Annotated in this window: 17 protein-coding genes and 1 pseudogene; 10 read left to right on the top strand and 8 right to left on the bottom strand. The window is 58.6% G+C overall.

Annotation, left to right across the window (positions count from 1 at the left end; translation table 11 throughout):
• The first annotated feature begins 141 nt into the window (after window positions 1–141).
• The 6 genes from ACEOAC_RS02540 to ACEOAC_RS02515 are packed head-to-tail and all read left to right on the top strand — an operon-like array spanning window position 142 to window position 6,584.
• The gene (locus ACEOAC_RS02540) at window positions 142–1,209 is read left to right on the top strand and encodes an NAD-dependent epimerase/dehydratase family protein (RefSeq protein ID WP_413443200.1); all 1,068 of its coding nucleotides are present in this window, start codon (window positions 142–144) and stop codon (window positions 1,207–1,209) included.
• Between the two features lie 37 nt (window positions 1,210–1,246).
• A complete protein-coding gene (locus ACEOAC_RS02535) occupies window positions 1,247–3,025 on the top strand; it encodes a thiamine pyrophosphate-binding protein (RefSeq protein WP_413443201.1) in 1,779 nt (592 codons plus the stop codon).
• 13 nt (window positions 3,026–3,038) lie between these two features.
• Entirely contained in the window at window positions 3,039–4,049 is a 1,011-nt protein-coding gene (pseB, locus tag ACEOAC_RS02530; protein WP_413443202.1) for a UDP-N-acetylglucosamine 4,6-dehydratase (inverting), read from the top strand.
• 26 nt (window positions 4,050–4,075) lie between these two features.
• Window positions 4,076–4,969 (top strand): SDR family oxidoreductase, encoded by an 894-nt coding sequence (locus ACEOAC_RS02525; protein WP_413443203.1) that lies wholly within the window; start codon window positions 4,076–4,078, stop codon window positions 4,967–4,969.
• A complete protein-coding gene (locus ACEOAC_RS02520; protein WP_413443204.1) occupies window positions 4,966–6,042 on the top strand; it encodes an N-acetylneuraminate synthase family protein in 1,077 nt (358 codons plus the stop codon). The genes ACEOAC_RS02525 and ACEOAC_RS02520 overlap by 4 nt, the downstream gene beginning before the upstream one ends.
• 5 nt (window positions 6,043–6,047) lie before the next feature.
• Entirely contained in the window at window positions 6,048–6,584 is a 537-nt protein-coding gene (locus ACEOAC_RS02515) for a GNAT family N-acetyltransferase (protein WP_413443205.1), read from the top strand.
• Between the two features lie 24 nt (window positions 6,585–6,608).
• Here the strand turns inward: ACEOAC_RS02515 and ACEOAC_RS02510 are convergent, their stop codons facing one another.
• From ACEOAC_RS02510 to rfbF, 3 genes are read right to left on the bottom strand one after another with little or no spacing between them, the layout of a single operon-like run.
• Window positions 6,609–7,544: a methyltransferase domain-containing protein gene (locus ACEOAC_RS02510; RefSeq protein ID WP_413443206.1), complete on the bottom strand. Its 936-nt coding sequence runs from the start codon at window positions 7,542–7,544 to the stop codon at window positions 6,609–6,611.
• A 15-nt stretch (window positions 7,545–7,559) separates the two neighbouring features.
• The gene (gene rfbH / locus ACEOAC_RS02505; protein WP_413443235.1) at window positions 7,560–8,876 is read right to left on the bottom strand and encodes a lipopolysaccharide biosynthesis protein RfbH; all 1,317 of its coding nucleotides are present in this window, start codon (window positions 8,874–8,876) and stop codon (window positions 7,560–7,562) included.
• 29 nt (window positions 8,877–8,905) lie between these two features.
• Window positions 8,906–9,676 (bottom strand): glucose-1-phosphate cytidylyltransferase, encoded by a 771-nt coding sequence (rfbF, locus tag ACEOAC_RS02500; protein WP_413443207.1) that lies wholly within the window; start codon window positions 9,674–9,676, stop codon window positions 8,906–8,908.
• Window positions 9,677–9,966: 290 nt separating this feature from the next.
• Here rfbF and ACEOAC_RS02495 point away from each other — a divergent pair, with 290 nt between their 5' ends.
• Both ACEOAC_RS02495 and glmU read left to right on the top strand, forming a co-directional pair.
• Window positions 9,967–11,370, top strand: coding sequence for a hypothetical protein (locus ACEOAC_RS02495; protein WP_413443208.1), 1,404 nt, complete (start codon window positions 9,967–9,969; stop codon window positions 11,368–11,370).
• Window positions 11,371–11,416: 46 nt separating this feature from the next.
• Window positions 11,417–12,775: a bifunctional UDP-N-acetylglucosamine diphosphorylase/glucosamine-1-phosphate N-acetyltransferase GlmU gene (gene glmU / locus ACEOAC_RS02490; RefSeq protein WP_413443209.1), complete on the top strand. Its 1,359-nt coding sequence runs from the start codon at window positions 11,417–11,419 to the stop codon at window positions 12,773–12,775.
• A gap of 95 nt (window positions 12,776–12,870) precedes the next feature.
• Here the strand turns inward: glmU and ACEOAC_RS02485 are convergent, their stop codons facing one another.
• Window positions 12,871–13,341: an Lrp/AsnC family transcriptional regulator gene (locus ACEOAC_RS02485; protein WP_102662742.1), complete on the bottom strand. Its 471-nt coding sequence runs from the start codon at window positions 13,339–13,341 to the stop codon at window positions 12,871–12,873.
• Window positions 13,342–13,547: 206 nt separating this feature from the next.
• Here ACEOAC_RS02485 and glmS point away from each other — a divergent pair, with 206 nt between their 5' ends.
• Window positions 13,548–15,365, top strand: a complete 1,818-nt coding sequence (glmS, locus tag ACEOAC_RS02480) for a glutamine--fructose-6-phosphate transaminase (isomerizing) (protein ID WP_006461280.1) — start codon at window positions 13,548–13,550, stop codon at window positions 15,363–15,365.
• Between the two features lie 136 nt (window positions 15,366–15,501).
• Here the strand turns inward: glmS and ACEOAC_RS02475 are convergent, their stop codons facing one another.
• Entirely contained in the window at window positions 15,502–15,906 is a 405-nt protein-coding gene (locus ACEOAC_RS02475) for a helix-turn-helix domain-containing protein (protein ID WP_413628901.1), read from the bottom strand.
• A gap of 116 nt (window positions 15,907–16,022) precedes the next feature.
• On the opposite strand from ACEOAC_RS02475, the pseudogene ACEOAC_RS02470 reads away from it, so the two are divergent.
• Window positions 16,023–16,952: pseudogene (locus ACEOAC_RS02470) on the top strand (HipA domain-containing protein); the annotation flags it as partial.
• A 199-nt stretch (window positions 16,953–17,151) separates the two neighbouring features.
• Here the strand turns inward: ACEOAC_RS02470 and ACEOAC_RS02465 are convergent.
• From ACEOAC_RS02465 to ACEOAC_RS02455, 3 genes are read right to left on the bottom strand one after another with little or no spacing between them, the layout of a single operon-like run.
• Entirely contained in the window at window positions 17,152–17,718 is a 567-nt protein-coding gene (locus tag ACEOAC_RS02465) for a carboxymuconolactone decarboxylase family protein (protein ID WP_413443211.1), read from the bottom strand.
• An 11-nt stretch (window positions 17,719–17,729) separates the two neighbouring features.
• Window positions 17,730–19,001, bottom strand: a complete 1,272-nt coding sequence (locus tag ACEOAC_RS02460) for an MFS transporter (RefSeq protein WP_413443212.1) — start codon at window positions 18,999–19,001, stop codon at window positions 17,730–17,732.
• A 41-nt stretch (window positions 19,002–19,042) separates the two neighbouring features.
• Window positions 19,043–20,155 carry a porin gene (locus ACEOAC_RS02455; protein ID WP_413443213.1) on the bottom strand — a complete coding sequence of 371 codons (1,113 nt, stop codon included), beginning with the start codon at window positions 20,153–20,155 and terminating at the stop codon, window positions 19,043–19,045.
• Window positions 20,156–20,253: the final 98 nt, after the last annotated feature.

The following is a 20,253-nucleotide window of genomic DNA, read 5'->3' as shown; positions in this document are numbered from 1 at the left end:
CTCGTAACAAGGTGCGGGATGAATCATATGATTGCCACATGGAAATAACCTTCAATCCGCCCCCTTCATCGGCGAATCGACGTTATCCCGTTTGTGGTCAAATTCGGGGATAGTCTGCCTCGCCCACGAGCAGGCGACCGAATGCTGACCTCTTCCGATTGCAATCAAACAATGGATACCCCTACCTACTTGGGCAGTGACCTGGATCGCGCCATCGACATTTCCCTTCCCGTCTGGGAGGATCTTCGCCAGGCCAACATCTTGCTGACCGGCGGCACAGGTTATGTGGGCTGCTGGTTGATCGAACTGGCGCTGGCCGCAAACCGCCGTCTGGGGCTGGGACTCACACTGCATGTGCTGGCGCGACGCCCGGAAGTGCTGCAAGCCCGCCTACCGCATAGCGCTGGTGACCCTGCACTCAAGCTCATCACTGCCGATATCTATCAGCTTGATCGATTGAAGGGGCAGTGGTCACACGTGATCCACGCAGCCGGCGAGACCAATGTCTCGCTCGATCATCCCTCAGCCATGAAGATCTTCGACAGCTGCCTCTTCGGTACCCGCAGCGTGCTGGAACTGGCAGGACGCAGTCTCTGCAGTCGCTTCCTATATATCAGTTCAGGTGCCGTCTATGGCAAGGGCTATACGACACCGATTTCAGAAAGCGCTCCCTTCCTGCCGGCCACCGCCTATGGAGAAGGCAAGCGCACGGCTGAATTCCTGTGCCGGGAAATGGGACTGGAGCGCGGATTCGAAGCCATCAGTGCCCGCTGTTTTGCATTTTCCGGCCCTTATTCCCCCCTTCGATCGGGGTTTGCATTTGGTAACTTTATACGTGATGCAATAGAGGGCAACCCTCTGCGCATCCATGGCGATGGCACGGCGCTCCGATCATATCAATACGGTGCTGATCTCAGCAGATGGCTCTGGACCATGCTGGTCAAGGGTCGTCATGGCAATATTTACAACGTTGGAGCCGCTACCCCCATTTCCATCGCAGAGCTGGCGCGCAGCATCGGCGAGATCGTCTGCGGCGCGAGCCGCTTCGATGTCCAAATCGCACGCTCCCCTGTCGCCGGCGCGCCAGTCGAAATGTATGTTCCCGATGTCGGCCTGGCCCGCGTCGACCTGGGATTGGTACAGCAATTCAGCCTGGCTCACGCCATTGGCCAGACCGCTCTGTGGGCAAGGTCTGGGTTAGCGGTTTAGTGGACCGGATACTAAGTTAGACACAGGATGTTGTGGAATGACAAAGCTCTCTGATTATGTCGTCGACTATCTGATCGATAGCGGCGTCGATACCGTCTTCACCGTCAGCGGCGGCGGCATCATGCACCTGACCGATTCGCTGGGAAAGCGCCAGGATAAGATCGGCTATCTCTGCAATTACCACGAGCAGGCCTGCGCCATTGCCGCCGAAGCCTACGCGCGAGCACGCCATCGGGTCGGCGTCTGCCTCGTGACCACCGGCCCTGGTAGCACCAACGCCCTGTCCTCGATTGCCGGAGCCTGGGTGGATTCGGTGCCGGTAGTCGTGATCTCGGGTCAGGTCCGCACCGATCTGATCGCCGACTATTCTCGTGTGCGTCAGATGGGCCCGCAGGAAATCAACATCCTGGACATGGTCAAGCCGGTCACCAAGTACGCCGCCACCATTACAGACGCCTCCACCATCAAGGACGAACTGGAAAAAGCCTTCCGCATTGCGCAGTCAGGCCGGCCAGGGCCGGTCTGGCTGAACCTGCCACTGGATATCCAGAGCGCGCAGATCGACCTGCCACCGGCAGAACCACAAGGCCCTGATCGGATGGAGCCTGAAGCGCAGAACATGCAGCAGCTCAAGACCCTCCTGAGCAAGGCCACGCGTCCGCTGCTGGTACTGGGCAATGGCATTCACCTCGCCGGTGGCCACGACCTGATCGGCCGTCTCAAGGACCAGCTCGGCATTCCAGCCGTGCTAGCCTGGGGTGGGTTGGATCTGCTGGATGAAAACGATCCCCTCAACGCGGGACGGTTCGGACCTCTCGGCCACCGGCACGCCAATTTCGCCGTGCAGACCAGCGACTTTCTGCTCAGCATCGGTTCCAGCATGTCGGTCAGCAATATCGGCTTCAGCACCGACACCTTCTCCCCCGATTCGATAAAGATCATCGTCAACAGCGATCCTGGCGAGATAGAGAAGATGCGTCCCGTCCCCGATCTGGCGATTCAGGCCGATTGCAAGTGCTTCATCGAGGCCATGCTGGCGCAGACCTGGGACACCGCCATGGATCCGCGCTGGCTGCCCACCATCCAGGAGTGGAAGGGCCGTTATCCGACCGTACCTGATTATCGCCTCGACACCCAGCATGTCGACAGTTACGTATTTGTGGATCGCCTCTCGGCTCATTTGCATGCCGACGATCTGATCCTCACCGGTAACGGACTGGATGCGTGGTCGCTCTACCAGTGTCTTAAGGTCAAAAAGGGGCAGCGCGCCTTCACCAACATCAACTTTGGCGCCATGGGCTGGGATCTGCCGGCCTGCGTGGGGGGAGCTGTGGCGCAACGGGGCAAGCGTACCATCCTTATGACCGGTGACGGCAGCGTGCAGATGAACGTCCAGGAATTGCTGACCCTGGGCTTCAATAAGTTGAATACGTTTGTCTTCGTGCTCAACAATGGCGGCTACGAATCGATCCGCGCCACACAGAACAACCATTTTGGCGGCCACCTGGTGGGGGCAGATGCCTCCTCCGGCGTCGCCAATCCGGACTTCGAACTACTGGCGCGCGCCAACGGACTGCGCTACTTCTGCATTGCTAATCACGAGCAACTGGAGCGCGAACTGGGTACCATCATGCAGAATGACGGGCCGGTGCTGTGCGAACTCAAGCTGTCCTATCATCAGTCCCGCAGCCCCCGGGTAATGTCGCGCAAGCGCGAAGATGGAAAGATGGAATCGGCCAGCCTGCAGAACATGTTCCCCTTCCTCCCGCCTGAAGAAATCCAGGTCAACATGAATCGCTTTTCTAATCAAGATTAACTAGGGATCGCCAATGAACTCCACGTCTTTCCTGAACAACAAACGAATCCTGGTCACTGGCGGCACCGGCTCGTTCGGCATGGCATTTACGGAAATGCTGATGGAACGCTACCAGCCGCGCGAGCTGATCATCTTCAGTCGCGACGAATTCAAACAATCCGAAATGGCCAAACGCTGGCCTACCAGCAAGTATCCGATCCGCTACTATCTCGGTGACATCCGCGATCGCGAACGCCTGATGCGCGCCTTCGTCGGTGTCGACGTGCTCGTCCATGCGGCCGCGCTCAAGCAGGTCCCGGCGCTGGAAAACAACCCGCTGGAGGCCGTCAAGACCAACGTCATCGGCGCTCAGAACATAATCGAAGCGGCGCTGGACTGCGACGTGCAGCGCGTCATCGGCGTATCCACCGACAAGGCGGTGAGCCCAAGCAACCTGTACGGCGCGACCAAGCTGGCCATGGAGAAGCTGCTGGTGGCCGCCAACAACTACACCCGGTACCGTGACATCAAGTTCTGCCTGGTCCGTTATGGCAATGTATTGGGCAGCCGTGGCAGCGTAATTCCTCTGTGGCGTGACATGTATCTGCAAGGCCACCGTGAATTCCCGATCACCGATCCACGCATGACCCGCTTCTTGATCAATCTCGAACAGGGCGTGGAACTGGTGTTCCGTGCGATCGAGGAAGGCGATGCCGGCGATATCTTCATTCCGAAAATCCCATCGGCCCTGATCAGCGACATTGGGCAATCCTTCCCGGAACCGACCACCCTGCGCACTGTCGGCATTCGTCCCGGTGAAAAGCTGCACGAATCCCTCATCAGCGAAGACGAGGGCCGCCACACGCGCGACCTGGGCAGCCACTTCGTCATCGTGCCCGAGTTCGAGCACCTCGACAGCAATCGTCATGCGCTGAAGTTCGGCATGACCTTGCCGGAGGGTTTCACCTACAGCAGCGACAACAATGCGGAATGGCTCTCTGCAGACCAGCTCAAGGGCGTAATCGACAATTACCTCAAGGTCTGAGGCGCCGCGCTCCAAGGGGAAACGACGTGTCCGCGTCCGACTCGACACCGCCGCCACTGGCACTGATAGGCAGCACAGGCATGCTGGGGCAGGCGCTGCTGGCCGCCGCTAGCCGCCATGGACTGGCAATGGAAGGTATCGCACGTCGGCGCGCTACCCATTGCTGTGATGTCACCGACAGGCAGGCCTTGTTTGCCCTGCTGGAAAAACTGGCCCCGGGGGTCATCATCAACGCTGCGGCACAGACCAGCCTGGATGCCTGCGAGAGGGATCCGGGCGCGGCCTACCTGATCAATGCAAAGCTGGCGGCGGACCTGGCGACCTATTGCGCTGCCAGCGGCGCACGCCTGGTGCAGATATCCACCGACCAGTTTTTTACCGGTGACGGTCGCGCGCTGCACGATGAAGGCGCCCGCGTGCATCTGCTCAATGAATATGCCCGCACCAAGTTCGCAGGCGAGATCTTCGCGCAACAGGCGACCGGCACATTGATAGTCCGAACCAATCTGGTCGGGCTGCGTGGCTGGCCGGGCCAGCCAACTTTTGTCGAATGGGCGCTGAACGCCCTGCGTGAGCGAGCTCCGATGACCTTGTTCGAGGACTTCCATACCTCCAGCATTGATGTGGACTCTTTTGCAGATATCCTCTTGGCCCTCATCACCACAGGGACCAGTGGACTGCTCAACGTCGCCGCACGCGATACCGCCAGCAAGGCGGAATTCATCACCGGCCTGGCCCGCCGCCTGCAACTGTCGCTCGACAACGCCCACTCCGGCAGCGTACGCTCGCTGGCCGGCGCCCCTCGTGCCGAAAGCCTGGGGCTCGACGTGGCGCGAGCCGAGCGTCTCTTGCAGCGGGCCCTACCCACCACCGAGGAAGTGCTTACGCGCATAGTGGCGCGCATCAGGGAAACCACATGAACTACCAAACCGACATCACCATCAACGGCGCCCGCATCGGGCTGGCGCATCCCGTCTATTTCGTGGCCGATATTGCCGCCAACCATGATGGCGACCTCGAACGTGCCAAGGACCTGATCTGGAAAGCCAAGGAAGCTGGCGCCGATGCAGCGAAGTTCCAGCATTTCAAGGCCGACAAGATCGTCAGCGATGCCGGTTTCCGCAACCTGGGGTCTCAACAGAGCCATCAGGCAAGCTGGGGCAAATCGGTCTTCGAGGTCTACCGTGACTATGAATTCCGGCGTGAATGGAACAGCGAGCTGATCGACACCGCCAAGAAGGCCGGCATCACCTTCATGACCACGCCCTATGACGTGGAGGCGGTAGATACGCTGGATGCCTTCCTGCCGGCCTACAAGATCGGCTCGGGTGACATCACCTGGCCGCAGTTCATCGAGTATGTGGCCAAGCGCGGCAAACCGATTATGATCGCTTCCGGCGCATCCTCCATGGAAGATGTCGAGCGCGCAGTGCAGGCCACCTTGCGCCACAATGCGCAGATCGTGCTCATGCAGTGCAATACCAATTACACCGGCTCGTTGGAGAATTTCCGCTTCATCAACCTGAATGTCCTCAAGACCTATTCCGCACGGTATCCCGGCATGATTCTGGGTCTCTCCGACCATTCGCCGGGCCATGCTACGGTGCTGGGAGCCGTGGCGCTGGGGGCGCGGGTCGTAGAGAAGCACTTCACCGACGACTGCTCCCGCGTCGGGCCCGATCACGGTTTTTCCATGAGCCCTGCCACCTGGTCGGAGATGGTCCAGCGTACGCGCGAACTGGAAGCGGCTCTGGGCGATGGCATCAAACGCGTCGAAGACAACGAACGCCAAACGGTAGTGCTACAACAGCGCTGCATCCGTTTTACGCGTGACCTCGATGCGGGTGCACTGCTGACGGTGGATGATCTGGAAATCCTGCGGCCGGCACCGGTGGATGCCTTGCGCCCCCATGAACTCGAAAATGCACTCGGACGCAGGCTGGCTACGGCCGGCAAGGCCGGCAGTCATTTGACTTCCGCACACCTGGCCTGACTACCATGTTGAATGGACATAAAGTCGGCCTGCGGGCCATCGAAGAACAGGACCTGGACCAGTTGCTGGCATGGCGTAACCGTCCCGAACTGCGACGCTATTTCCGCGAGTACCGCGAACTGAACCACCATCAACAGCAGCTGTGGTTCAACAGCAAGGTCAACAATGACCCGGGCACACGCATGTTTTCCATCGTCGAACTAGGCAGCGGACGGCTATTGGGGGCTTGTGGTCTATGCTACATCGACTGGGTAAACCGCTCTGCCGATTTCTCCATCTATCTGGGCGCCGACGAATTGTATATCGACGAAGTGCTGGCCATTGACGCGGCCCGGGTCATGATCCGTTACGCCTACGATGAACTGGCTTTGCACCGCCTATGGTCGGAGATCTACGACTTTGACGAACCGAAGAAGGCTTTCTTCAAGACGCTAGGATTCCAGCTTGACGGGCGTCACCGGCAAACCCATTGGGCCGAAGGCGCCTGGCATGATTCACTGTTCTTTGGTCTGCTCGCGACCGATGCAGCTGCGGCGGGCTGACCGCGCCCGCCGACGCGCTACCATTCAGCGCTGGTACGCCAGCTTGCAGGCTACCTGAAAAATCCAGGCTGGCCGTTCCTCGCTGCCGATGTTGCGCTCCTCGAAGGCGACCAGCTCCAGGTCGCAGGCCCTGATCAGGCTAAGCAACGCTTGCCGGGTAAAAAAATTGATGTGCTCATGCCAGTGCCGTTTCCCGGTACGACGTGCCTCGGTACTGGCGTTCAGGCGAACCACTTCCTCCAGCGGCACTTCCAGATAAAACAAGGAGTGTTCGTCCATCAACGCCCGGATCTCCAGAAGCATGTCGGCAGGGTAGGGAACGTGCTCGATCACATGGCTGTTGATGATAAGCTCATGTGCCCCCCGCTCAAGCTCCTCGCGTCGCACTCGTTGAGCACCGGGTATCACAGGCTCATTGCTGATATCGTGGATGTGTAGACAACGATTGTCCGATTTGAACGGAGTGTTCTTGCCGGTGTCGCCGCCCCAGTCCAGGATGCGGCAGGGCAGCGCCAACAACGGGCGCAGGAAGCTCTCCTTGTATGAGATGTCGACGGTACCCTGCTTCAGCGCGGCATTGCGTTGCCGATAGCCCGGTTCGTAATGTTCCCGCAGGCTGGTGTAGGCTTCATTGCGATACCCGGCATATAGGGCATCGAGCTCGGCATCACTGAAGCGGATGTCCAGAAATAGGAAACCGCAATCCTCGCAGGTGAGCGTATTGCACACGCTGTAAGCATGACCAGCGGGAATGGTATTGAGTCCCCAGCTTGCATCAATGACGACAGGAGTCCAGCCGAATACACGATGCGCGACGAATGGCATCAACACAGCAGGTGAAGGTATGATCTCGCTGCTACCGCAACATGGGCAGTGCCGCGCCACGCGCTCTCGTACCATTCTTTGTGGAAAATTCACCGCCATGTTCTGCGCCACATTCATTTGCTGCGTCTCATCCATGTGCAGGCCGCCTTATTATTCAAAGGCCACGCCGAGATAACTCTCGATGCGCGACGCCACGAATTCTAGATGCTCTTCGTTCAAGCCGGGATACACGCCCAGCCAGAAAGTATCGTTCATGATCACATCGCTGTTATCAAGGCTACCGCTGACGCGATAATTGCGCCCGATCATGTAAGGCTGGCGCGTCAGGTTGCCGGCGAACAACAGGCGCGTACCAATGCGATTCTGATCCAGATAGGTAAGCAGATCCACGCGGGATACAGGCGCGTTGGGACGCAATGTCACCGGGAATCCGAACCAGGAGGGATCGGAGTGTTCGGTCGCCTCCGGCAGGACCAGGAATTCCTCGCAATCACGCAGGCGATTCTTCAGATAAGCGAAGTTAAGCTTGCGGGCACCGATGAAGTCCTGCAGGCGGTCCAGTTGCGCCAGACCGCAGGCAGCTTGCATATCGGTGATCTTTAGGTTGTAGCCGAGATGGGAATACGTGTACTTGTGATCGTAGCCTTCCGGCAAATTGCCCAACTTCCAGCAGAAGCGCTTGTTGCAGGTGTTGTCCTTGCCGGGAGGACAATAACAATCCCGTCCCCAGTCACGGAACGACTCCGCGATACGCTTGAGTTCCGGATTGTTGGTGAAGACGGCACCACCCTCACCCATGGTGATGTGGTGCGCCGGATAGAAACTCAGCGTACCTATATCGCCGAAGGTACCGACCAGTTGGTTGCGGTAGGTCGACCCGAGGGCATCGCAGCAATCCTCGATGAGCCAGAGGCCATACTTCTTGCACAAACCAACTACCACATCGATATTGTAGGGATTGCCCAGGGTATGGGCCAGCATGATGGCCTTGGTCTTGCTGGAAATGGCGGCCTCAATGCGCGCCGGATCGATATTGTAGGTCGGGATATCGACGTCCACGAACACCGGCACCGCACCAAACTGCAGGATAGGATTGACGGTCGTCGGAAAACCCGCCGCCACGCCGATGACCTCGTCGCCCGGCTTGATCGCACGATCGCCCAGACTAGGCGAGGTCAGCGTCGAAAACGCCACCAGGTTGGCCGACGAACCGGAATTGACCGTAATCAGGTACTGAACCCCCAGATAACGCGCCAGCTTCTGCTCGAAGGCGTCGTTGAAGCGTCCGGTGGTGAGCCAGCCATCCAGCACCGACTCGACCATCAATTCCATTTCCCTTCCGCCGATGACCTTGCCCGCAGGCGGTATCGGGGTCTTGCCGGGAACGAAACCGGCCGGCTGGTGCGCAAGTTCAGCATACTTTGCTGCCAGCGCCACCATTTCCTGTCTCAACTGATCTTTATCCATGTCTGCTTGCCTGATATGTATTACGCGTGTCATTCCCAACGCTTCCATGGCGCGCGACCCGTGCGCCAGAGCTCTTCCAGGTGATTCTTGTCGCGTAGGGTATCCATTGGCTGCCAGAAGCCATTGTGATAGTGCACATGGAGCTGGCCTTCCTTGGCAAGCCGTTCGATGGGATGGGTCTCCCACAGGGTACTATCGTCTTCGATGTAGTCCAGTACCTTGGGCGACAGTACGAAGAAGCCGGCGTTGATCCACCCGCTTTCCTCGGGCGGCTTTTCCTTGAAGCTCAGTACCCGGTCACCATCCACGTTGAGCGCACCGAAACGTCCTAACGGCTGGGCCCCGGTCACCGTCGCCAGACGCCCATGACCACGATGGAAGGCGATCGCAGCGGTAATGTCCACGTCGCCCACCCCATCACCGTAGGTAAAGCAGAAGTCCTCGTCGCCGATGTACTGACTCACCCGCTTGAGACGGCCGCCTGTCTGGGTATGTTCACCAGTATCGATCAGGGTGACCCGCCATGGTTCGGCATGCTTGTGATGCACCTCGACCTTGTTGCTGGTCAGATCGAAGGTCACGTCCGACATGTGCAGGAAATAATTGGCGAAGTACTCCTTGATCATGTAGCCACGATAGCCGCAACATACGATGAAATCGTTTATCCCGTGGCTGGCATAGATTTTCATGATATGCCAAAGGATCGGCTTGCCGCCGATTTCCACCATCGGTTTGGGACGCAGTGCTGTTTCTTCGCTGAGCCGGGTGCCCAGACCGCCGGCAAGGATCACAACTTTCATAGACGCCTTTGTATCACTCTGATGAGATAATCCACGAGAATTGGCGTATTAAATCACATCCGTGAATGGCCTTATCGGACGATTAAAACGGTATTTCAGCCTCCAATCCAAGGCATCGTGCCGCCGTAAGCAGAGAGAAAAATGAGCAAACAAACAAGCGTCGCTTCCCGTCATGCAAGTATTTGCCCTAGCGCCCGCGCCGCGATCCCGACTAAAAACGGTTCGGGTGTTGCCATAACGAATGGCCTGGGCCGTAGCGCTTCCCCTCACTTCATACCACCGGAGCATCAATGAGCCAGCACGACAGTAAGAATTTTCCGGCCCCCCAGGCACTCGAAGAGCGCCTGCAACGCATGGAACTGCGCATGGAAAGTCTGGAGAACAATCTGAAACAGCTGCTCGCCACCAGCCGAGCGCTAGCTGATGGCCAAGCGAGAACTCAGCAACACATCGAAAGATCAATGCAACAGCTGTTCCACCCGGTGCATGTAACGCTCTCGAAACTCAAATCCACCGCCAACCTGATATCGCGAAACGCTTTGCGGCGCGACAAGCGCGTCATACGTGTCGTGTTTATGGTGCATAACGTAGAGACCTGGGATGCCTTGCACGAGATTTATCAGATCATGCTGCGTCACGAACGCTTCGAGCCGGTAGTGGTATCGATGAAACGCGACTTCCTCAATTCGCAAAAATTCGGCCAAGAAGATATCAATTTCAATGGACTCGCACAGCTTGGCATCAACCCGATCCGCTTCAATAGCGACAGCCCGGTACATGAATTGGAGATGCTCAAGCTGATGAATCCGGACGTCATCTTTCGCCAATCGCCATGGGACATCAGCATCCAGCCGGAATTCCATTATCACGAGATCGACTTCGCCAAGATCTGCATCGTGCCCTATGGCTTCGGCTCTGTCGCCATGGAGGATGAGCACTACAATCATTATTTCACCCGCAGTTGCTGGAGGGTATATGCTGAGACCGAGTTCAACGTGGGACGGGCTGGCAAGTTTTCGTTCGAATCGAACCTGATCACCTCCGGCTCCCCCAAGCTGGACCGTATCTTGCAGATGCGTGATGACATGAGCTGGCCATTGCCTGTGGAACCCAATACCGTGCGTATCATCTGGGCGCCGCATCACAGCATGACTTCGGACTGGCTTTATTTCTCTACTTTTCCGACCAACTACAAACATTTCCTGCAATTGGCACGCGAATGTCCCCACCTGCAGATTGTCCTGAAGCCTCATCCGACCCTTTTTGACAAGGTCATCGCCTATGGGGTGATGACACCGGCCGAGCTGCGGGCCTACATGGAAGAATTCATCGCGCTTCCCAATACCGCCATCGTCACTGGCGGCAACTACATCCCCCTGTTCTGGGCCTCGGACCTCATGATTACCGACGGCGTGGGCTTCTTCGCGGAATACATGGTGACCGGCAAACCCCTAATCTGGACGGAAAACCCGGGGCACTTCCCCCTCAACGAAATCGGCCAACTGCTCCAAGAGGGCATGTACCGAGCGGAGAACTTTGAGCAGGCGGTACACTACTTGGAACAGCTGTGTGTCGAGAAGAATGACCCGCTCAGGGAGAAGCGCGAGGAAATCATCAAGCAGCTCATTCCCCACGAAGAGGGCAGTGCACAATTCATCGTCAACGATATCCTCGACGGCATCGATAACGAGTGATCGCCTTTTCCTGAACCGACCCTTTGATTCAAACAATCCAGTCCCGATGAACATCGTCATCCTCGCCGCCGGCATGGGCAAGCGCATGCAATCCGCCCTGCCCAAGGTCTTGCATCCCCTGGCCGGCAAGCCCCTGCTGGGCCATGTGGTCGACCTCGGCCGCTCGCTGGCCCCCTCACAACTGTGTGTCATCTACGGCCACGGCGGCGACGCCGTACCCAAGGCCTTCGCCGACCAGGGCCTGTCGTTCGCCCTGCAGGAACCCCAGCTCGGCACCGGCCACGCCGTCATGCAGGCCTTGCCCCATCTGGACGACAACGCCTCCACCCTGGTGCTGTACGGCGACGTCCCCCTGACCAGCACCGCGACGCTGCAGCGCCTGTTGCAAGCGGCCGGCCAGGACAAGCTGGGGGTGCTGACCGTCGAGCTGGACAACCCCACCGGTTACGGGCGCATCGTGCGTGAAGGCGGCAAGATCACCCGCATCGTCGAACAGAAGGATGCCAGCGCGGCCGAACTCGCCATCAAGGAAGTCAATACCGGCATCATCGTCGCGCCCACTGCGCGTCTGCGTGACTGGCTGTCCAGGCTGTCCAACAAGAACGCACAGGGCGAGTATTACCTCACCGACGTGATCGCCGCAGCCGTGGCCGATGGCGTCGAGGTGGTCTCGGCCCAGCCCGACGATGTGGCCGAAACCCTGGGGGTCAACAGCAAGGTGCAGTTGGCTGAACTGGAACGGATACACCAACTGCGCATCGCCCGTGCCCTGCTGGAGTCCGGCGTGACATTGGCCGACCCGGCACGCATCGACGTACGCGGCGTGCTCAACTGCGCGCGCGACGTCAGCATCGACGTCAACTGCGTCTTCGAAGGCGAGGTCAGCATCGGCGAAGGCGCCACCATCGGCGCCCACTGCGTCATCCGCAACGCCCGTATCGCTGCCGGTGCGAACATCAAGCCCTTCACCCACATCGAAGACGCGGTGGTCGGCGCCAAGGCCCAGATCGGCCCCTATGCCCGCCTGCGCCCCGGTACCGAACTGGCGGCCGACGTACATATCGGCAACTTCGTCGAGGTCAAGAACAGCATCGTCGGCCTCGGCAGCAAGGCCAATCACCTGGCCTACGTGGGTGACGCCGACATCGGCAGCGGAGTCAACGTCGGCGCCGGTGTCATCACCTGCAATTACGACGGTGCCAACAAATTCCGCACCGTCATCGAGGACGATGCCTTCATCGGCAGCGACAGCCAGCTGGTCGCACCGGTGCGCGTGGGCAAGGGTGCCACCATCGGTGCCGGCACGACGCTGACCAAGGACGCGCCGGCCGGACAACTGACCCTCTCGCGCGCCAAGCAGCTGTCGCTGGCGGGATGGCAGCGCCCGGTAAAGATAAAGAAGTGAGTGCCCAGGCGCGAATCTGACTTATCCACAGCAAAAAAAATCGGCCGGCCACATTGTGCGCCGGCCGATTGCTTTTCAGCGACGCTCTCATCGCATCAGGTCTCGATGGGCACTGCCGTTTCGAACTTGCTGCGATGGATGGAGAAATAGCTGCGCACATTGCGCACGTTACGCTGCGAAGCGAACAGGCGATGCGCCAGCGCGTGATAGGCCGGCATGTCCCTCACCAGCACCACCAGCACGAAATCCGGCCCCGGCGAGACGCGATAGCACTGCTGCACTGCAGGCTCGGTCGCCACCAGCACCTCGAAGGCCTGCTGCTCTTCCTCCCCCTGCCGGTCAAGCGTGATCTCGACCACCGCAGTCAGCGTCGACGACAGGCGCACCGGATCCAGCAAGGCCACCTGACGCGCAATCACGCCGGCCTCGACCAGCCGCTTGACCCGCCGCAGACACGTGGGCGGAGAGGCATGCACCCGGGCAGCCAGCTCCTGGTTGGTCTGGCTGGCATCGGTCTGCAAAGCCTGCAGAATTCTGCGGTCAAGGTCGTCCAGGTCGAGTTTCATCAGCGTTGAATCAGGGGGCCAGTCATGGATCGGAAAAGATTGAACGGCGCATATTGAAATATAAATTCATTAGTTTGAATTTTCTTTCCAAATATTTCTACATGCAGTGATAAGGCAATATTAATTCATTTAATGCTAATTTTAGAAATCATATTTCAAATTGCCTGCCCTACCATGCATGCACATCTTTTCCCAAGAGGCATTCCATGTGCGGCATCGTCGGCGCAGTAGCGCAACAAAACGTCACTCCCATCCTGCTTGAAGGCCTGAAGCGCCTCGAATATCGCGGCTACGACTCCTGCGGGGTGGCGCTGCATGTGGATGGCAAGCTGCAGCGTTCGCGCAGCACCTCGCGCGTGGCCGACCTGCAGCAGCAGATTGCCCAGACCGGCCTGGCCGGCTTCACTGGCATCGCCCACACCCGCTGGGCCACCCACGGCGCCCCTGCCACGCACAATGCCCACCCGCACTTCTCGCGCGACCGCATCGCACTGGTCCACAACGGCATCATCGAGAACCACGACGAACTGCGTGCCGAACTGCAGGCAGCCGGCTATACCTTCGAGAGCCAGACCGACACCGAAGTGATCGCCCACCTGGTCGACCACATGTATGACGGCGACCTCTTCCACACCGTACAGCAAGCCGTGCACCGCCTGACCGGCGCCTATGCCATCGCCGTCTTCTGCGCCGACGAACCGCACCGCGTGGTTGCCGCACGCCAGGGATCGCCCCTGATCGTGGGCGTGGGCGAGGGGCAGAACTTCGTCGCCTCCGACGCCATGGCCCTGGCCGGCACGACCGACCAGATCATCTACCTGGAAGAAGGCGACGTCGTCGACCTGCAACTGCAAAAGGTCTGGATCGTCGACAGCAACGGCCGACCAGCCGAGCGCGAAGTACGCACGGTGCAGGCCTACACCAGCGCGGTGGAACTGGGCCCTTACCAGCACTACATGCAGAAGGAGATCTTCGAGCAACCGCGTGCCATCGCCGACACCCTGGAGGGCGTGGTGCGCATCATGCCGGAACTCTTTGGCGACAAGGCCTACAAGGTCTTCAAGGAGGTCGACTCGATCCTGATCCTGGCATGCGGCACCAGCTACTACGCCGGCCTGACCGCCAAATACTGGCTGGAATCGATAGCCCGCATCCCCGTCAATGTGGAAATCGCCAGTGAATACCGCTACCGCGACAGCGTCCCCAACCCGAAGTCACTGGTGGTCACCATCTCGCAAAGCGGCGAGACCGCCGACACCCTGGCCGCACTGAAGCATGCCCGCAGCCTCGGCATGCCGCATACCCTGACCATCTGCAATGTGGCCACCAGCGCCATGGTGCGCGAATGCGAACTGGCCTACATCACCCGCGCCGGTGTGGAAGTGGGCGTTGCCTCGACCAAGGCCTTCACCACGCAGCTGGCGGCATTGTTCCTGCTCACCCTGGCACTGGCACAGACCCGTGGCCTGCTGACTGACGAGGAAGAAGAAGCCCACCTCAAGGCCATGCGCCACCTGCCCGCGGCCTTGCAAAGCGTGCTGGCACTGGAGCCCAGCATCGTGGCCTGGTCCGAGGCCTTCGCACGACGCGAAAACGCCCTCTTCCTGGGTCGCGGCCTGCACTACCCGATCGCACTGGAAGGCGCACTCAAGCTCAAGGAAATCACCTATATCCACGCCGAAGCCTACGCCGCTGGCGAACTCAAGCACGGCCCGCTGGCCCTGGTCACCGACCAGATGCCGGTGGTGACGATCGCACCCAACGACGCACTGGTGGAAAAGCTCAAGTCCAACATGCAGGAAGTACGCGCACGCGGCGGACAGTTGTATGTCTTCGCCGACGGCGACTCACGCATCACCTCGGCCGAAGGCGTGCACGTGATCCGCATGCCGGAACATTACGGCGTGCTCTCGCCTATCCTGCATGTGGTGCCGTTGCAGTTGCTGTCGTATCACACGGCATTGGCAAGGGGGACGGATGTGGACAAGCCGCGGAATTTGGCGAAGTCGGTGACGGTGGAGTGAGGGGGATGGGGGTTCTGTGACTACAATGAATAAAGTTGGTCGGGCCCGAATAAAGTTGGTCGGAGATTGATGCCGCCATTCCCTGTTCAAAAGGTCAAAAGCCGCCTATACAGGCGGCTTTCTTTCATGACATTAGCTAAAAATTAATAGCCGTGCTCAGTAGTAATAAAAATGGGCTAACTGTTGATTTGCTCGCAGATTTGACCCTCTCCATTTGACCCACCTTCCATTGCCTGCTGAAGGCAGCCACCCGGTCATACGACCCCTCGTATCCCAGTTCTCTTAAGTCCAGGAACATCTGTTTCAGGGTCCTTCTTTGCTTCCGAGATTTGACCGCCTCTGCGCTGAGCCAAGCAGAGAGCCTGGCGGTGAATTCATCGAGCGAGCTTGGCGAACGCCTTGCTGGATAAGCGGGTTCGCTGACATCGGATCGGATGTAGCGGCGAACTGTGTTGCGGGAAATGTCGAGCCTGCGAGCGATTTCCCGAATTGAGATGCGGTCTCTGATGTACCAGCGTCGAATAATTCCAAGTAGGGCCACGTCTATCACTCCGTTCTCCCGCTCGCTGTCATGAGCAGGATTGTGGTCTAAACATGGGTCAACTTTGGATGCAAATTTCCTGGGAAAGTGGGTCAGTTTTCAATGCAAATCAACATGAAGTGGTCAACATAGACCGGCATGGCGCCCCAGAAGACCCCGACGATGACTTCCGGATTTCTCTGGCCGGGGCGCAAGAGAAGGACGCTTTCCTATGGTGGGACGGGAAATGGATGAAGCCGCGAGGAGCCACGCCGACAACACACATATTCAAACTCCCCATCGGGATGGTGGGTGGAAAGAAGGCGGACTTCACCACGTCGGTCGACAACGAGTGGCTATGCCTGCGCCTCTTCAAGGAATTCGGCCTCCACACGGCAAACGCCGAAATTGCAAGGTTCGGCAAACAAAGAGTGCTCGTCGTAGAGCGTTTCGACCGCGCAGTATCAAGCGACGGCAAGAGGCTGTTCCGGCGTGTCCAGGAAGACTTTTGCCAGGCTACTGGCACTTCTCCGCACAGGAAATATGAGAATGAAGGCGGGCCAGGCTTGAACGCGATGTTCACCCTGTTGCAGCAATCAGAGCGGGCCGTAGAGGATATGCGCACCGTTATGGCTTCACAGCTCCTCTTCTGGATGCTACTTGCCCCAGATGGCCATGCGAAAAATTTCAGTATCCAACTACTGCCTGGCGGCGGGCGCTTCAGGCTAACCCCTATTTATGACGTGATGTCCGCGTACCCCGTCATCGGCCCAGGTCCGAACCAATGGGATGAGCGCAGGCTAAAGATGGCGATGGCCCTACAAGGCGCCAATAAGCACTATCTCGCGCACACTATCCTGCGTCGACACTTTAACAGCACCGCCAAGGCCGTCGGCTTCGGCGCGGATGCAGAGCCGCTGCTGACCGACTTCATCGCCCGCACACCAGAAATTGTAGAAAAGGTGCGCAACGACCTACCTGAAGGCTTCTCTGAAAGGGTCGCCGATAAGGTTCTCGGAGGGCTTCTCGCCACCGCGAAAGCTCTGGAAGCAATGCCGGCCACCTGAATCAGGGCATACCTTTCCTACGAATAGAAAGGTAAGAAGCACTGAGCTTCTCTGCCTGAAGTAGTGGTGGCATAACCAAAAGCAGAAGCCCCGAATAACGGGGCCTCCGGTCCAGTGGGTCCGATTCCTCTTAGTTAGCGACTACCGCCACCATTGCCTGCCCCCCGTATGGCCAAGCCAGAATCAGTATCAGAGACAACTACCCTTCAAACGGAAGCTGTCCATCTCCATGGCGCACCTGAAAAACATTCAGCGTCATGGCAACCAACGCGTAGTAACCCAGCAGCCCAACAAGATTCACCAGTACCTCGATACCAAAGTACTGCTCTGCCTCTTTGTAGAGCGGCTCTGAAACTCGCTTCGTTTCATAGAGTTCCTCCACCAGCTCCCAAATCAACTGTTCTTCACGAAGCGCGAATTTCGGCTCCTTGCCCAGGCGAATCAGTTCGATATTCCGCTCATCCAGTCCGGCATCGATGCCAATAGGATAGTGAATCTGCCACTCGGCCTGAGCTCGCCACTTCGAAGCCGTACAGAGGATCGCCAGCTCGGAGAGCCGTAACGACAACTTCGTGTGATAGCGGCAGAATGCGCCAAGCTTCTGTGCATGCTGTGCCAGCTCAGGGCTGTGAATCCACGAGAGGAACGGGCCGGCCAGGTTACCGCGCGGTCCGTTCAAGATGTCATCCAGAACGCGCTTCTGTTCTGGCGAGGCTGTTGCAACATCGACGACTGGCAGCCGAGGTTCGCCTGCTTTTTGTTCCATAGACTTCCTTGTCAGATACTCGAATGATGGGGGTGTGCTTGAGGTTGCCCGATACGACCGCAGAGGTGGAGCATGACGAGCAGCAATGCGCAAACCAGGGTGGCGGCTGAAAAGCTTAACAGACCGGTGCGATAACTTCCCGAGGCTTGGCGCATGATGGGAAGAAATGCGGCGCCGGCACCAGCACCGAACTGGAATACTGCGAAGATCACGCCATAGAGCTTGCCGAATGAGCGCATACCGAAATAGCGCTTCAAAAGGTAGCTGAGCACATCGAACTCCGCCCCCAGCACCATTCCCAGCAATGCGGCACACAGGAACACCACGTCGCCGGTGACGCCGTACGCGTAGAGCACACAGGCAATCGTGCCTCCCAATGCGAGGACACACATGACCAAAGCGGCAGAGATGTAGTCGATAAGCAGGCCGGTGAGCAGGCGGCCCACGATGACGAAGATGCCGAAGGTCGCCTGTACCACCGCAGCGCGCTGTGGGGTCACGCCTGCATCAATCAACATCGGGATCTGGTGAACAATCAATGCGGTATTGATGATACCCAACAGCATGAAGATGCCGACCAGCAGTTTGAATTGCCTGCTGCACGCGGCCTCCTTGAAATCAACACCGGGAACGCTCTGCGCTTTCCCCTTTCTAGGCTCGGTACCGGGCTTTTCCCGGATGAAGAAGAACGCAATGGGCAGCGTCAGTGCGACCAACACGGCCAGGCCCACGAATCCGGCACGCCAGCCTTGCTGAACGATCACCGTTCCGATCACGAGCGGAATCACTGCGCCACCGATGCCAATACCCGCGTTGGCGATGCCGATCGCCAGCCCCAGGCGCTTGTCGAACCAGGAACTGACTACGCGCAGATACGAGAGTGGGAAGATACCAATACCGATAGCAGGCAGAGCAACCCACGCAGCGTAGTAGATCCACGGCACCGGCGGCATGAAGTACATCAGACCTATGGCGACGCAGAACAAGGGGATGCACGGAATGATGATGGCCCGCGCGCCGAAGCGGTCCGTCAGGTAGCCCTGAATCGGGGAAATGAACATCACCGTGTAAGACACGATAGAGCTGGCGAGCGCGATCTGGGTGCGACTCCAGCCAAAATCGGCTTCCAGGGGCTTGATGAAAAGCCCCAGACTGAGCACCGCCACGGTACTGGGCCCGAACATCAAGGCAATCATCGACGCAAGGACCACCACCCACCCGCGATACCGCCAGGACTCTTCTCCGACCGCAGCGGCGGCAGTCCCACTGGACAACATATTCATACTATCTCCGTTCTGTTCTTTTGATTCAGGGCTCAGGCTGCTCAGAAACGGGTTGCCATGCCGATCCGGAAGATGGCTTGGCTACCTGTGCTGGAAGCAGACCCCGGGCCGTACAGGCCGTTGATCCAGGCCTGGGTATTGGCGTTGTCGCCGCCTGCCTTCTGATACACGGTCTGCAGGTAGATATCGGTTCGCTTCGAGAGCCAATACTGCAGCGTCGCATTCCCCTGATGGGCGTAATTGTGCGCCAATTGCGCGTTCCCCTTCATGTACTCATAGGAGACGCCCAGGTTCCAGGCGACATCCATCTGCCAGTTGACGCCGGCTTGATAGACGTTCACCTCGCCCTTGGTCAGGGTATTGCGGGTGTTGGTGTAGAGCAGATTGAGCTTGTAGTCGCCGATCCGGTATCGCGCGCCCAAACCCCAGTTGCGGATACCGTCGTGGCCGTTGCTCATGGTGGAGTAGCGCGCATCGGTATATGCGGCTGCGAGGCCGAATGCACCGCTGGCATAGTTGGTGCCGAGGCTGATGGTGCGCGATGCCGAGGTGTCTCCTGCTACCTCGCCGAGGCCATACATCCCACCGAACGTCACGCCATTGAAATCCGGACTCAGATACTTGACGGAATTGGCGACACGAGCCAGGCCGGCCAGGCGGTCGAAGTCCGAGGCGCCGGTTGGGTTGTTCGGCACCGCCAGGGCATTGAACGGTCCCTGGCGGAATGTGTAGTACCCGCCATAGGTCAGCGCGGAATCAAAGCCGCCGAATAACAGCGAGTCGTGCATGAATTCGTACTGGTTACCGGCGGTGAGTGTGCCCCATTTGTTATCCCTCAGACCCACCAGCGATTGGCGGCCGAAGATGAGATTGTTTCCGGGCAAGGATGCGCCGGTGCTGAGATTGAACTGGCTCTCAAGCTGGAAGATGGCGGCAGTTCCTCCACCCAGGTCTTCTTGTCCCTTGATGAACAGGATGTTCGGGACACCGATGCCGTTATCGGCCCGCAGATTGCTTTTTCCGGATTGATTGCTGACGTATGAAACCCCGGCATCCATGATGCCCGAGATGGTGACGCTGCTTTGAGCCCAGGAGGCGACGGGCAGCGTAGCAAGGGCAGCAATTGCGCCGAATTTCCATTTGATTTTTTGCATGTCTCTCTTTCCTCTTTCAGAAGGACGCACGACGCCCTATCGGCCAAGTGCGACATTCGGTTTCGTTGTTATGGTTGTAGCTCGTCGTCAAAGACGAC

Source organism: Herbaspirillum frisingense, from assembly GCF_047325095.1.
GTDB classification, from domain to species: Bacteria; Pseudomonadota; Gammaproteobacteria; order Burkholderiales; family Burkholderiaceae_D; genus Herbaspirillum; species Herbaspirillum frisingense.
This window is presented reverse-complemented; position numbering and strand designations above follow the sequence as displayed.